Annotated in this window: 11 protein-coding genes; all 11 read left to right on the top strand. The window is 54.6% G+C overall.

Going from position 1 to position 14,335, the window contains the following annotated elements; genetic code table 11:
- Positions 1–4 precede the first annotated feature (4 nt).
- The 11 genes from nuoI (at position 5) to L1F29_RS31965 (ending at position 14,285) form a co-directional block, all read left to right on the top strand.
- A complete protein-coding gene (gene nuoI / locus L1F29_RS32015; RefSeq protein ID WP_258386010.1) occupies positions 5–469 on the top strand; it encodes an NADH-quinone oxidoreductase subunit NuoI in 465 nt (154 codons plus the stop codon).
- Positions 462–977 carry an NADH-quinone oxidoreductase subunit J gene (locus tag L1F29_RS32010; RefSeq protein WP_258386009.1) on the top strand — a complete coding sequence of 172 codons (516 nt, stop codon included), beginning with the start codon at positions 462–464 and terminating at the stop codon, positions 975–977. The genes nuoI and L1F29_RS32010 overlap by 8 nt, the downstream gene beginning before the upstream one ends.
- A gap of 1 nt (position 978) precedes the next feature.
- Positions 979–1,281 (top strand): NADH-quinone oxidoreductase subunit NuoK, encoded by a 303-nt coding sequence (gene nuoK / locus L1F29_RS32005; RefSeq protein ID WP_258386008.1) that lies wholly within the window; start codon positions 979–981, stop codon positions 1,279–1,281.
- 6 nt (positions 1,282–1,287) lie between these two features.
- Entirely contained in the window at positions 1,288–3,159 is a 1,872-nt protein-coding gene (nuoL, locus tag L1F29_RS32000; protein WP_258386007.1) for an NADH-quinone oxidoreductase subunit L, read from the top strand.
- The gene (locus tag L1F29_RS31995) at positions 3,159–4,769 is read left to right on the top strand and encodes a complex I subunit 4 family protein (protein WP_258386006.1); all 1,611 of its coding nucleotides are present in this window, start codon (positions 3,159–3,161) and stop codon (positions 4,767–4,769) included. Before nuoL ends, L1F29_RS31995 begins: the two co-directional genes overlap by 1 nt.
- A gap of 1 nt (position 4,770) precedes the next feature.
- Positions 4,771–6,327, top strand: a complete 1,557-nt coding sequence (locus tag L1F29_RS31990) for an NADH-quinone oxidoreductase subunit N (RefSeq protein ID WP_258386005.1) — start codon at positions 4,771–4,773, stop codon at positions 6,325–6,327.
- Positions 6,328–6,568: 241 nt separating this feature from the next.
- Positions 6,569–9,601, top strand: a complete 3,033-nt coding sequence (locus L1F29_RS31985; RefSeq protein ID WP_258386004.1) for a S8 family peptidase — start codon at positions 6,569–6,571, stop codon at positions 9,599–9,601.
- A 129-nt stretch (positions 9,602–9,730) separates the two neighbouring features.
- The gene (locus tag L1F29_RS31980; RefSeq protein WP_258386003.1) at positions 9,731–9,982 is read left to right on the top strand and encodes a DUF1146 domain-containing protein; all 252 of its coding nucleotides are present in this window, start codon (positions 9,731–9,733) and stop codon (positions 9,980–9,982) included.
- 215 nt (positions 9,983–10,197) lie between these two features.
- On the top strand, positions 10,198–11,658 hold the full coding sequence (gene murA, locus L1F29_RS31975; RefSeq protein ID WP_258386002.1) for a UDP-N-acetylglucosamine 1-carboxyvinyltransferase: 1,461 nt from the start codon (positions 10,198–10,200) through the stop codon (positions 11,656–11,658).
- 447 nt (positions 11,659–12,105) lie between these two features.
- Positions 12,106–13,353, top strand: a complete 1,248-nt coding sequence (gene spoIID, locus L1F29_RS31970; RefSeq protein WP_258386001.1) for a stage II sporulation protein D — start codon at positions 12,106–12,108, stop codon at positions 13,351–13,353.
- A gap of 203 nt (positions 13,354–13,556) precedes the next feature.
- A complete protein-coding gene (locus tag L1F29_RS31965; protein WP_258386000.1) occupies positions 13,557–14,285 on the top strand; it encodes a M23 family metallopeptidase in 729 nt (242 codons plus the stop codon).
- Positions 14,286–14,335 lie beyond the last annotated feature (50 nt).

The following is a 14,335-nucleotide window of genomic DNA, read 5'->3' as shown; positions in this document are numbered from 1 at the left end:
AGGAATGAAGGGTCTCTTGAAAGGGCTTGGCGTCACGCTCAAATCGATGACGGCGAAGAAAGTTACCACTTCCTATCCCGACGAACCGTTCGTCATGCCGGACCGCTTCCGCGGGATTCAGCATTTTATACCGGATCAATGCATTGTGTGCAATCAATGCGCACGCGTATGTCCGACAGAGTGCATCACGCTGACCGGCAAGCCGAATCCGGATCCGGAGAAGAAAGGGAAGGTCATCGATACCTTCGACATCAATTTTGAAATATGCATCCTTTGCGATCTGTGTACGGAGGTTTGTCCGACCGAAGCGATCGTCATGACGAATAATTTTGAGCTGGCGTCCTACAGCCGCGATGATTTGTATATGGATATCGACTGGCTGGACGGCAATAACAAGAACGTGCGCAAGGATAATAATAATATCGGCGCTCCCCAAGCGGGGAAGGGGGGCGCTAAGAAGGATGTTTAACGTACCATTGACAGGCGAGTTCGTCGCCTTCTTTGTCTTATCCGTGATCATTATAAGCGGTGCGGTGCTCATGGTCAGCTTCGCGAAGGTCATTCATATGGTCGTCTCGCTGGCAGCCGTCTTCATCGGGATCGCCGGTATGTTTATTCTCCTGAATGCCGATTTTCTCGCCTTCGTCCAAGTGCTCATCTATGCGGGGGCCGTCTCCATTCTGATGATCTTCGGCATCATGATGACGAAGCACCAGGATGCGGAAGCGGAGAAGGGCAGACCTTCGCATGAGGCGCTGGCCGCGGTCGGAGCCCTGGCGCTGTTCGGCATTCTATTCTATGCGATCCGCCAAACCGAATTTCCGGTATCGCAGCCTGCTCAGCTTGTAGAGGATAGTGCGCTGGAAATCGGCAAGCTGCTGTTCACAGGCTATGTCGTGCCGTTCGAGCTTGTCTCTGTGGTGTTGACGGTTGCCTTTATCGGTGCGATCGTGCTCGCGAAGAAGGAGGCGGATTGAGATGTTATCTTCCTATTTGACGCTGGCTGCCATTCTGTTCTGCATCGGGCTCTACGGCGCGCTCGTCAAGCGCAATGCGGTCGTCGTTCTGCTCTCGATCGAATTGATGCTGAATGCGGTCAACCTCAATCTGGTGGCGTTCTCCAAATACGGAGCCGTACCCGCATTATCAGGCCAGGTGTTTACGCTGTTCACCATTGCGGTTTCCGCAGCCGAGGCGGCTGTTGGCATCGCGGTGCTGATCGCGCTGTTCCGGGCACGCGGTACGGTTAACGTTGACGAATTCGACGAGATGAGGAGGTAGTCGCACGTGGAAACCGTATTTACGCAATACGCCTGGCTTATCCCGCTTTTTCCACTGGCTGCATTCATTCTGCTAACGTCATTCGGACGCAGCTTCAAGGGGCTTGGGGTCATGATCGGCTCCTTGGCCTCGCTCGCCTCGCTCGTGATGGCCATTCTCGTGCTTTTCGAACGCATGGGAGAGGGCGTGGAGGACTATCGGGACGGGTTCAAGTGGATCGATCTGGGCACCTTCCAGCTCAACATCGGATTCGAAGTCACGAACCTGTCGGCGCTCATGCTGGTGGTCGTTACGGTCGTCAGCTTTCTGGTGAACGTCTACTCAGCCGGATATATGAAAAGCGATGAGCGCATTACCGTCTTCTACGGTTACATCGCGCTGTTTACGTTCTCCATGCTGGGACTTGTGCTCGCAGACAATATGCTTGCCCTGTATATCTTCTGGGAGCTGGTAGGGGTCTGCTCGTTCCTACTCGTCGGCTTCTGGTATCAGAAGCCGGAGGCGAAGGCTGCGGCGAAGAAGGCGTTCATCGTCACGCGGATCGGCGATGCGGGACTGCTGATCGCCATTCTCCTGCTGTACTGGTATATGCCGAATCACGCAATCGACTTTGTGAGCATCCAGAACGTATTCGACGAACAGACCGGGGCGATCGCGGCAGGCATTACAACCTTGATCGCGCTGCTGATCTTCGTCGGCGCGGTCGGCAAATCGGGTCAATTCCCGCTGCATGTCTGGCTGCCGGATGCGATGGAAGGTCCTACGCCGATCAGCGCCCTCATTCATGCGGCTACGATGGTGGCCGCGGGCGTATATTTGGTCGCCCGTACGTTCGATATCTTTCAAGCGTCGCAAGCGGCGATGGACACCGTGGCTTATGTGGGCGCCTTTACGGCGATATTCGCTGCGACGATCGGCGTTGCGCAGAATGATATCAAACGCATATTGGCCTACTCCACCGTCAGCCAGCTTGGTTACATGATGATGGCGCTGGGTCTGGGATCGTTGACAGGCGGCATCTTTCATCTGTTCACACATGCGTTCTTCAAGGCGCTGCTGTTTCTTGGGGCAGGGAGCGTCATTCATGCGGTACATACGCAAAATATTCAAGAGATGGGCGGCCTGGGCAGCCGAATGCGGATTACGGCCGTTACGTTCGGGATCGGTGCATTAGCTCTCTCGGGCATCCCGCCGTTATCGGGCTTCTGGTCCAAAGATGCCATTCTCAATACGGCTCTTCATGAGAACCCTGTACTCTTCGCGGTTGGCGTAGTGGCTGCTTTCTTCACGGCCTTCTATATGTCACGCCTGTTCTTCCTCGTCTTCGCAGGCAAGCCGAAGAGCGAGAAGCAGGCGCATGAGTCTTCTTGGACGATGACGCTGCCGCTGATCGTATTGGCCGTGCTTGCGGTTGTTACCGGCTTCGTGGAAACGCCATGGAACAATACGCTTGGAACGTGGCTCTCCGGCGGTACGGAAACGACGCATACGGGCGGCGGGCTTGTTATGGTGATCTCTGCGGCGGTCGGTGCCCTGGGTATCTACCTAGGCTGGCTGATGTACGTCAAGGGGACGATTGCGAGCGATGCGGTATCCTCACGCATGCCATGGCTGCTCAAGCTGCTGGAACGCAAATATTATATCGACGAGCTGTACCATGCCGTATTCGTTCGCGGGCTGCGCGGGCTGGGCATGCTCCTGCAAGCCATGGATGACTTTATCATTGATGGTATCGTCCGATGCGTCGGCGGGGCGGCTGTTCTGCTCGGCAGAGGCGGAACAAGGCTGCAGAACGGACAAGTGCAGACTTACGGAATCATCACGCTGTTTGGTCTGATCATTCTGATCGTGGCGATTGCCGGAAGGAGGTTTTGGTAATGCTGGCCGATATTCCGATTTTGTCACTCATTACCTTCTCGCCTCTGATTGGCATACTCATACTGCTCTTCCTGCCGAAACAAAACAGCCGATTGCTGAAGGTGACCGCGATTACGGCGACGATAATCCCTCTTGCTCTCTCGCTTTGGCTGTATGCCGACTATGACGGGGCAGCAAGCAGCAAATCCTACAGTGAAAGCGCAACATGGGTCAATGCTGCTTTAAATAAAGAAACGATGCCCGACCTTGCTTCATATGTATTCAAATTTCAATATCAGATGGGCATCGACGGGGTATCGCTGCCTCTTGTTCTGTTAACGACGATCGTCGCTGTCATGGCAGCGCTCGCTTCCGTTCATGTGAAGAAACGATGGAAGTCCTTCTATCTGTGGTTTCTGCTCCTGGAAATCGGGATGCTCGGCGTGTTCATGGCACGGGACGTCTTTCTGTTCTTCATCTTTTTCGAGCTTACGCTTATCCCGATGTTCTTCCTGATCGGCATATGGGGCTTCGGTGGACGCGAGAAGGCGGCCAACCGGTTCCTGATCTATAATGGTCTTGGTTCGGCTCTAATGCTCATGGCATTCGTGATGCTCGTCATGACGGCCGGATTGCAGGTCGATCAGATCGACCAACAGACGCAGCATGTGTATTATAGCGGCAGCTACGAGATCATTAAAGAAAATATGACCGCTCCGGATTCATTGGTTAACGCCAGCCCGGAAAGTCCGCTCTACCTGTCGGATACGATGCGGTGGTCAATCTTTATCCTGCTTCTGATCGCGTTCGGCATCAAGCTGCCGATCTTCCCGTTCCATACCTGGATGCTGCGGGTGCATACGGAGGCGCCGCCTTCAATCGTCATGATACACTCCGGCGTTCTGTTGAAAATGGGCGCTTACGGCCTGCTGAGATTCGGCGTCTTCCTCTTCCCGGCGGAGACGAGAGAGTGGGCGGCGGTCCTGGCGGTCCTTGGCGTAATCAATATTTTGTACGGCGCGATACTCGCATTCGTACAGAAGGAATTTAAGCTCGTGCTGGCTTATTCCTCGATCAGCCACATGGGTATCGTCCTGCTTGGCATTGCATCATTGAACGAAATCGGACTGCAGGGCGCGATGGTTCAGCTCGTCTCCCATGGCTTGATTTCAGCGCTGCTGTTCCTGATTGTAGGCAGCCTGCAGGAGAGGACGGGTACGACGGAGCTTGGCGAGCTTGGCGGCTTGGCGCGCAGCCTGCCATTTATGAGCGGCATTCTGTTAGCGGCCGGCATGGCTTCGCTGGGCTTACCCGGATTGTCGGGATTTATCGGCGAGTTTCTATCGCTTCTGGGATTATTCGATTCGATGAAGGTGCTCACGGCAATAGCGGTGCTGGGGGTCATTCTAACGGCTGTCTATGTGCTGCGGAGCGTCCTCTCGATCACATTCGGCCCTATGCCGGAACGGTTCGGCGCATTGCGCGACGCACGGCTCATTGAAGCGGTACCGATGATAGCCCTGCTCGCCTTCATCATCCTGATCGGGGTCTACCCATCGGTAGTAACCGAACCGATGAAGCATGGCTTCGACGCTTTTCTGCAGCAGCTTAATGTGAAGGTGGGGGGATGACATGAGCGTGGACACAGCGCAGCAGTCCTTTCAGCCGCTGACCTGGAGCGATGCGATGTATCTCGCCCCGGAATGGATTTTAATCGTATTCATGGTTGTACTCGTACTGCTGGATCTAGCCCTGCCAAGGCGGGCGGGCCGCAATATAATAGGCTGGCTGACGCTGGCCGGACTATTGACCTCGCTTGGTTTCGTGATCTGGCGGGTAATCGATATGAATGCCGGGGCAGACGGACCGATCAGGCTGCTCGGCGACAGCTACCGGATCGACGCCTTCGGCAGCATGCTGAAGATCGTATTCCTGTCGGCTACCATACTCATCGTATTGATGAGTCTCGGAACGGTGAAGCGGGAAGATATACCCGACAAGGGGGAGTTCTACTACCTTCTGCTTCCGGCGGTTACCGGCGCGATGATGATGGCATCCTCGGGCGATCTGATCACGCTCTATGTCGGCTTGGAGCTGCTCAGCATTACGACTTATATTCTGGTAGGTATTCGTAAGCATTCGGCCCAGTCTGCGGAAGGCGCATTCAAGTATGTGGTGACAGGCGGGATCTCATCGGCACTGCTGTTATTCGGTATGTCATACCTGTATGGGCTGACAGGCGCAACGAACCTGGGCGTGATTAATCAAGCGCTGCAGATGCAGGGAGCCGCAGGAAATATTCAAGAGCTGCTGTACGTCGCATTCTTCCTCATGATTGCGGGCTTCGGGATCAAGGTTGCGGCCGCTCCATTCCACGTGTGGGCGCCGGATGTTTACCAGGGCGCGCCAACGCCGGTTACCGCATTCCTGGCCATTGTTTCGAAGGGCGCGGCGCTGGCCGTATTGTTCCGGATCACGTTCAATTTGCTGTTCTTCATGTCGCCGGGCTTCCATCTCGGCGAGGATATCTTCATGGCGCTGCTGATTTTGGCCGCCGCCGCAATGATCGTGGGCACGACATCGGCTTTGAGGCAGCGTAATGCGAAGCGGTTAATGGCATTATCAGGCGTGGCGAATGCCGGCTACTTACTCGTACCGATCGGCGTATCCATTAAAGGCTTGCATATGCAGAATTACGGGGAGTTCTTATTCTATCTTGCGGCATATGTTCTGATGAACGTTGGCGCATTCGCGGTACTATCCGTCGTAAGCAGAGCTGCCGGGCATGACGAGCTGAAGGGCTTCGCCGGATTGTATTACCGAGCCCCCTGGACGGCTGCCGCAATGATCGTCTTCGTCTTATCGCTTGCCGGCTTGCCGATAACAGGCGGATTCTTCGGGAAGCTGTTCATCCTTCTGGGTGCCGCGCAGTCTCAGGCTTACTGGATCGTCGCCATCATGGTTGCAAGCAGCGTGATCTCGTATTATTTCTACTTCGGCATCATCCGTCAAATGTTCATGCGCGGAGGCGGAGATGAAGCAGAGGTCCATATGCCGGCAATGACGGGTATCGCGGTCTGGATATGCGCTTTGCTTACCATTGTGCTGGGCGTCGTTCCAGGACCGGTAATCGGCTGGGTGAACGAGAACTTCTCGATTGTCCGCGACCTCTTCATCACCATTTCATAACGACAGGTCACTTGATTGTAGGGCTGAGAACGGCTTGTATGCCGTGCTCAGCCCTTGTTTCATTTCTTAGCGATTGCAAGATGAATTTAGTTCACGTATCATGAACATGAAGGTATCGAATGGCCTAAGACCTTCTACCCATTCTTGCCCTTTATGAATATTTAATCATTTTGTCACAAGGAGAAGCGTACTTGAAACGCGAAAAGTTTCATATACCAATTTGCAAGGTTAAAGGCATATTATGATGAAGCTATCGAGCTGGGGATGGAATTCCTACAAAAGTAATGGAACGAGCTGCAGAACGGCCATCCCGGCCCGTGCTTCAGACGCTCCTCCAAGCGGCCACGGAGCAAGAGCCGCACAAGCGCCGAGCATCGCATCGGCGGCGCTGCCGCATGCCGCTTGGCGGGCACTGCTGAGCGTGCTCGCAGCGCTGCTGCTATGCAGCGCCCCGCTGTCTGCGGCCGCTGCCAGCGGGACCGCGGCAGCGCCGCCGGAGGCGCCAAGCGGCGGCCCGGCGCAGCGGCAGCCCGCCGCCGGCACCGCCGATGGCGCCGAAGAGGAGCCGCATAGCTGGCTCCTCAAGTGGCGCGACCCCGCGCTGGCGAAGCCGCTGCGGGGAACGCGCGTCATTCACCGCCAGGCGGAGCCTGCTGCGGTGGACGTGGTCCGCCCCGCGGATCCGGGGGCGGACACGGAGGAATGGCTCCGGCGGCTGCGCGAAACGCCGGGCGTCGAATATGTGCACCCGAACAGCCGCGTAACGTTGCTCGCAGCGCAGACCACCAACGATCCGGAGCTGCCCAAGCAGCACTATCTGGATCAAATCGGAGCGAAGACCGCATGGTCGACCGTGCACGACCAGACGAATTTTACGATTGCGCTCGTGGATACGGGCGTCGACTTGGATCATCCCGATCTGAAGGATAATCTGGTACCCGGTACGAATCTTGTCGCTCCCGGCAAGCCGCCGGAGGACGACAACGGGCACGGCACCAGCGTTGCCGGCGTGCTTGCGGGAGAAGGCGACAATGGAGCGGGCATATCCGGCATTCTATGGAAGGCCAAGATTATGCCGATTAAGGCGCTGGATGCCGGCGGGTACGGGGATGAGGAACGATTGGGCGATGCGATTCTATATGCGGTGAAGAACGGTGCCCGCATTGTCGTGCTCTCCGTCGGCTTGTACCGGTACTCCCCTTACTTGGAGGATATCGCGATATATGCCGAAAGCAAAGGCGTTCTGCTGGTAGCGGCAAGCGGCAATGACGGGCTTGTTCTTGGTACGAAGGCGGAGGTGAAATATCCGGCCGCTTACCCGTCGGTGCTGGCGGTCGCGGGAGCCACGCCGAACAATAAGCCGGAACCCCGTTCGAATCCGGGATCGGAAATCGATATTGCGGCACCATGGAACGTGTATACGACAGCGGTCGGCGGCGGATACAAGAAGGAGCAAGGGACTTCAATGGCCGCTCCTCAAGCGGCTGCCGCAGCAGCATTGATCTGGGCGGTGCATCCGGAGTATAAGCCTTATCAAGTGAGAGAGCTGCTCCGGCAGAGCGCGAAGGATATCGGATCGGCGGGTGTAGACGAAGCTACCGGGTACGGGCTGCTGCAGGTCGACCGGGCCGTGACCGCAACGTTGAAGATCGATGCGTACGAACCGAACAACACCCGCGAATATGCGAAGAAATTCCCGCTCGGCACGAAGATTACGGGGGACTTGAGGGGTGGCGGCGACAAGGACTGGTACATCGTCGACGCACCCTATGACGGCTTTCTTTCCCTGCAATTTCAAGGTATCGTAGCGTCAGGTCAGGCGATCCCGCCGGTTCGAATGATTCACTATGCCGGGGATCAATCGAAGAGTACGAAGGATACGAAATTAGGAAACCAAACCGTTGAATGGAAAGTGAAAAAGGGACGAAACTACATACAGCTTCAGCTGTACGATAAGCGCAACAAAACGCAGCTTCCATACTTGCTGACGACCTCCTTCCGGAATAGTCCGGATGTTTATGAGACAAACGATAAGCAGTATCAAGCATTCACGCTGATGCCGCGGACGCAAACCTTGACCGGCAACTTTCATCAAACGGGGGACCGGGACTGGTACGTCGTGCATTTCGAGAATGGAGGGACGCTTCGCGTCACGGCCACGCCGAGCTCGGTACGGATCGATCCCGCGATCGGCATCCAGCGCAAGGGAGGCAAGCTGATGGAAACGGATGAGAACGGCGAAGGAGAGACGGAAATTTCGCAAGAAATAACGATCACGCCCGGTACGTATTACATTCGTGTTCATAATGCGATATCGTCGCAGGCGAGCCCGACACCGGCCCAGTACGTATTAAAGATGGAGTACCGCACGAAGTATTCGGACCCGAACGAGCCCAACAATAAAATGTACGAGGCGACTGTTATCGGGCTCGGGTCCGACTATTTCGGCGTGATCAATAAGAAGTCGGACCTGGACTGGTATCAGCTGAGGCTCGACTCCCGAAGCATCGTTACACTGACGGTCAAAAGCATTCCTTCCGGCGTACGGATGAAAGCTGAGCTGTACGATAAACGGCAGAAGCTTCTTGCGACCTTGAAGTCGGAACGGAACCGGACCGTCATGATGCGCGAGCAGCTGCTGGATCCCGGCGTATATTACGTGAAAGTGACAGCCGATATCCCCTTCGACCGGCAGTATTATGAGCTCCGGATGGATGCCGACAAGGTCGTATCCGGAATGCGGGATATTGACGGGCATTGGGCGGAGTCGCCCATTGTCCAATTGAGCAGTCTGGGCATTATCGGCGGCAGCGGCAGCTACCGCTTCAACCCTGACCGCAGCATCACGCGCGCAGAAGCCGTAAGCATGCTCGCGCGGACATTAAGTCCGGCCGCAGCCAAGGCGGGCCCCATGTCGTTCACGGATGTGAAGACGGGGCATTGGGCCAATGCTTCCATTATGAGATCGGTAAGATCAGGCTGGGTCGGCGGCTATGTCGATGGCACATTCAAACCGGACCAGCCGATTACGCGGGAAGAAATGGCCGTCATTTTGTCAAGGGCATGGGAATTGAGAGAGGTACGGCCGACTCGTTCTCCGTTTGGCGATGTCGACCAGAAACGCTGGTCATCCGCAGCGCTGAACACGATGAAGCTAAAAAATTGGGTAAGCGGATATCAAGGCAACCGCTTCATGCCGGAAGAAACGGCAAGCCGCGCCGAATTCGCTGCGGTTCTGCAGCGGGCGCTGGGAAGCAGCAGCAAGGACGGATAGGGAACGAAACTTGACGATATTGGACTATCCTTGGCTTAAGTGCAACCACATTAACATTTGAACGTATTTATTCCGATACTATAATTTAGAGCAATTAGGTGGTCACCACCTGTACCTTGGAGGCGTATGATGAATTTGGATCAACTTGCGGCGGAAGCCGGCATGCAGGGCCTGATGAAGATTATTATAGAATTGTTTTCCATTACGGTCGCATGGTTTGTTATCCAAGAAGTCCGGTTCGATCTGTTTCTGCGCAAGCCAGGCAGCCCAAAAGCGCGTATCCTGCAGATTATGCTTGCCGTGATCATCGGACACCTTTTCGCATCCTTCTTGTTTTTGTATGGACAATGGTCGAATGCGCTCAGATGGCTTGTCGAATAACAACGATGAAACATGTTAACAATGGGTAATACAAGGACGGTCCGAAAAGCTAAACCGCTTACGAATATTATGAAATGTGGGTTTCGACAGGGAGAAAATAACGCTTGTCGATTCATGTAAAGCGATGATAAGATGGAGACTGTGTATCAGTTAAGGGTGGCATTTATTTCAGTATTAGGAAGAAGAATCTACTGCGCGCGGAGGGAAACCTAAAGATGAGCAAAATAATCGTCCGCGGCGGCCAGCGACTAACCGGAAACGTTCGTGTCAGCGGCGCCAAGAATGCCGTACTGCCAATTCTCGCGGCCACGTTACTTGCCCAAGAGGGAGAAAGCATCATTTCCGATGTGCCTTCTCTTGACGATGTTAATACCATTCAACAAGTGCTTGCCGCATTAGGGGCCAGCCTAACATACGAGAACGAAACAATGCGAATCTCGGCGCAGCAGCTTACAACCTATGAAGCGCCTTATGAGCTTGTTCGTAAGATGCGCGCTTCCTTCTTGGTTCTGGGGCCGCTGCTTGCCAGACTGGGCAGAGCCAGAATTTCGCTTCCTGGCGGCTGTGCGATCGGCACGAGGGCGATCGATCAGCATCTGAAGGGCTTTGAAGCGATGGGCGCTGAAATTGTTCTCGGTCAAGGCTTTATCGATGCCCGTTCCGACGGTAAGCTAAAGGGCGCCAAAATTTATTTGGACGTTGCCAGCGTAGGCGCAACGGAGAATATTATGATGGCGGCGGTGCTTGCGCAAGGAACGACGACGATTGAGAATGCGGCCAAGGAGCCTGAGATCGTTGATCTGGCCAATTATTTGAATGCCATGGGAGCCAAGGTTCGCGGAGCCGGTACCGGTGTCATCCGGATCGAAGGCGTGGAACGGTTAAGCGGCGTAGCACATACGGTGATCCCAGACCGCGTGGAGGCGGGTACTTATATGATCGCCGCTGCCATTACGGGTGGCGATGTTCATGTGGAAGGCGCCATTGCCGATCATCTTGCCCCTGTCATCTCGAAGCTGCAGGAGATGGGTGTGGAGATCGAAGAATCGGATAACGGCATCCATGTCAGAGCGGCAAGTCCGTTAAAGTCGGTTGACGTGAAGACATTACCGTATCCAGGCTTTCCGACTGACATGCAATCGCAAATGATGGCGCTCTTGATGGTATCCGAAGGCACGAGTATCGTAACGGAAACCGTCTTCGAGAACCGCTACATGCATGTGGAGGAATTCCGCAAGATGAGCGGACAAATCAAGGTGGAAGGTCGTACGGCTATTATTAGCGGCGGTCTACCGCTTGCTGGCGCGAAGGTATGCGCAACCGATCTTCGGGCGGGTGCGGCCCTTGTCTGTGCGGCTCTTCATGCGGAAGGCGAAACGGAAATAACCGGCATTCACCACGTCGATCGGGGATATGTCGATATTACCGGCAAGCTGGCAGGCTTGGGAGCGGACATCAGGCGGTTTGAAGCGGCAGAAGAATCGGCAAAAGCCGATGCGATGCAGACGTTCACTTCCAGCGTCGAAGCAGCCGTCAGCGCGGTTACGCAAGCCGATGCGGTTATCGCTGTTTCGGCATCCGACAAATCCGATAAAACCGATAATGCGGCCGAGAAGACGGACTTCAAGCGTGAGAAGGATGTCGCCCGCATTAAAGCACAGCCGACGTGGGCTTAATAAGACCGGCGTCGACAAGGAATCACAATTATACGTCCTGATGGAATCGGACGACCAAACCGGAACCTGCTGGCTGTTTTTAAGCGAGCAGGTTCTTTTATTTCGCTTTTAAATAACATAACGCTCCGATAAGACGCCGCAGTTCTCCTGATACTATCCGTTTATAACGGTAACCCCGCAATCTATCGTTCCAGCACCGCCCCGCCTCTTTACAGCCCATAGTGAATTCATATTTAGACCCGATATTGGATTGGAATAGTGAAGCTGCGAGACTCTACCGGTCTGGCGGCTTTTTAACTATGCGCGGGCGAAAGCTATCAAGCGAGACTCCGCTATGGATGAGCGGCTTGCGTTCTATCCTAGCAGTGCGGTTCATAGACTATAGCAGGACAAGAGGTTAAGAGTCGCGAGAGTTTCAAATCCATACTGGGCGTAAAGGAGAAATTCATGGAACGTATGAGATGGAGAACGGCGCGCCGGAGAGGCTTGCGGATAGGGACAAGACGTTGGTGGATCGGATTTGCGGGCGGAGCCCTTGTGATTCTGATTGTGAAGGGATTGCTGGTTTCGAATAACACGCCGATCCAAAATGGCAAGCAGCATGAGAGTATGGAGTCAGCTCCGATCATTCAGCTTGAGCCGTCAGACGGGAAACGTCCGGTTGACGATAGCAGCATAAGTCAATCCGGCGATACGCCGGATTCACAGAATGCCGACGCGCCGAAGGGCGGGGAAGGACCCGGCAGACAGGATGCGGCTTCTTCCGTTCCAGATCGTCAGGCGTCCGGGCAGCAGCCGCAAGCTAATGAGGCGGAGCCCGTATTGGCTCAGAGCTGGTACGACCGGCTGCGGGTTCGCGTTTACTTGACCGATGAGAAGAAAATTGAAACCATGCCTATCGAGCTCTATGTACGCGGCGTTCTCGCCGGAGAGATGCCGCTCGATTTTGAGCTTGAAGCCTTGAAAGCACAGGCTATTGCGGCGAGAACCTATATCTATCGGAGAATGAGCAGCGGCGACCGGAGCGGCTTGAAGGCGGTGAAGGCCGATGTGAACAATACGGTCCAGCATCAAGTCTATATTCCGCTGGAGAAGCTGTTAACAAGATGGAAGGGCGAAGCGAAGGAAGACAATCTGGCTATATTAAACCGAGCTGTAGAGGAGACCAAAGGGCAGATCATCACGTATAACGGCGAACCGATTCAAGCGGCTTTCTTCTCGACAAGCAACGGGTACACGGAGAATGCGGCAGATTATTGGGAGATCGACCTTCCGTATTTGCACAGCGTTGCCAGCCCATGGGATAAAGAAATTTCACCGCGATATAAGGAAACGGTTACGATGAAGCTCAGCACGTTCGCGGGCAAGCTCAATGTCAAGAAGAGCGCCGTTCCTTCCATGCGCGTCTTAGAGAAGACGGAGGGAAGACGGATCAAGACAGTGGCGGTAGGGAACAAGACATTCACGGGTCGGGAAATAAGAGAGAAGCTTGGTCTTGCATCCTCTCAATTCAGCTGGAAGATCGGTGACGGCGAAATTGCGATCACGACGTACGGGTTCGGCCATGGGGTCGGAATGAGCCAATGGGGAGCCAATGGCATGGCGCAAAGCGGCAAGTCGGCGAAGCAAATTGTGGAATATTATTACTCGGGCGCGAAGGTCGAGCAAGCTTCGAAGCTTCCGATGCGGTCATAGAGCCGTCGTCTCTGACTTTCAACTACTCGGCCATACCCCCCGCCTATAAAGTTTCTGGAGAGCTTGCTAGAGTCCGTGAGGCTTCAAATTCCCGGTCTAGCGGATCCAATCATAGAGCATGAAACTTGCAATCTTAAAAAATCCGAATCCTCACGTATAAACTGCTAGGTTGTGGCAACAATGGCTAGTGAGGTGATCAAACAATGAATGATCAAAACAAACCAAAGCTGAAAGAAGAATCTCCCAAAACTGCAATGGGAGGAACTGCCGTCAAACCTTCTGCATGGAGAAAGCTGCTGTCGAAAAAATGGGTGGCACCAGCAGCATTCGTGGCCGCGGCAGCAATCATCGTAACCTTAATGTGGATCTATCGGGGAACGGAAGAGACACCTACGACAGCCGGCAACGACAGCCTCGAAATCACCGAAGGTACCGATGAAGTCGCGCTTGAAACTCCTGTCGACGACACGCTCGAAGTCGCATCTTCCAACGAGACGCTGCAATGGCCGGTGGTCAACCGCAGCGAGCTGACCGTAGCAACGCCTTTCTATGAAGCAACCGCATCGAACGAAGAGCGCCAGGCGGCGATGGTCCAAACGGGCAACACCTTTACGCCTCATACGGGTCTGGATCTGACGAGCGCCGACGAGAAGCCATTCGACGTCGTAGCCGCGCTTAGCGGACGCGTCATCGTCGTTGACAAGCACCCGATTAACGGCAATGTCATCGAGATTAAGCATGCGGACGGTATCGTCACGGTGTATCAAAGCTTGAGCGAAGTACAGGTGAAGGTTAACGAAGAAGTGAAACAGGGTTCCCTGATCGGGAAATCCGGCCGCAGCGAGATCGAGAAGGAATATGGCAACCATCTTCACTTCGAGGTTCGCCAGAACGGCACTTCGATTAACCCGAATACGCTTTTGGAGCAGTAGACAGCAGACGAGCTCCCACAATAAAGTTTTGGAAAGGCAGGGAAATCCCT

Source organism: Paenibacillus spongiae, assembly GCF_024734895.1.
In the GTDB taxonomy this organism is placed as follows: Bacteria; Bacillota; Bacilli; order Paenibacillales; family Paenibacillaceae; genus Paenibacillus_Z; species Paenibacillus_Z spongiae.
The sequence above is the reverse complement of the archived record's forward strand: the minus strand, read 5'-3'. Positions and strand labels throughout refer to the sequence as shown.

Bases quoted from the DNA above. Each gene is read 5' to 3' on its own strand.
- nuoI (WP_258386010.1), top strand. From the start codon at position 5: ATGAAGGGTCTCTTGAAAGGGCTTGGCGTCACGCTCAAATCGATGACG.
- L1F29_RS32010 (WP_258386009.1), top strand. From the start codon at position 462: ATGTTTAACGTACCATTGACAGGCGAGTTCGTCGCCTTCTTTGTCTTA.
- nuoK (WP_258386008.1), top strand. From the start codon at position 979: ATGTTATCTTCCTATTTGACGCTGGCTGCCATTCTGTTCTGCATCGGG.
- L1F29_RS31995 (WP_258386006.1), top strand. From the start codon at position 3,159: ATGCTGGCCGATATTCCGATTTTGTCACTCATTACCTTCTCGCCTCTG.
- L1F29_RS31990 (WP_258386005.1), top strand. From the start codon at position 4,771: ATGAGCGTGGACACAGCGCAGCAGTCCTTTCAGCCGCTGACCTGGAGC.
- L1F29_RS31985 (WP_258386004.1), top strand. From the start codon at position 6,569: ATGATGAAGCTATCGAGCTGGGGATGGAATTCCTACAAAAGTAATGGA.
- L1F29_RS31980 (WP_258386003.1), top strand. From the start codon at position 9,731: ATGAATTTGGATCAACTTGCGGCGGAAGCCGGCATGCAGGGCCTGATG.
- murA (WP_258386002.1), top strand. From the start codon at position 10,198: ATGAGCAAAATAATCGTCCGCGGCGGCCAGCGACTAACCGGAAACGTT.
- spoIID (WP_258386001.1), top strand. From the start codon at position 12,106: ATGGAACGTATGAGATGGAGAACGGCGCGCCGGAGAGGCTTGCGGATA.
- L1F29_RS31965 (WP_258386000.1), top strand. From the start codon at position 13,557: ATGAATGATCAAAACAAACCAAAGCTGAAAGAAGAATCTCCCAAAACT.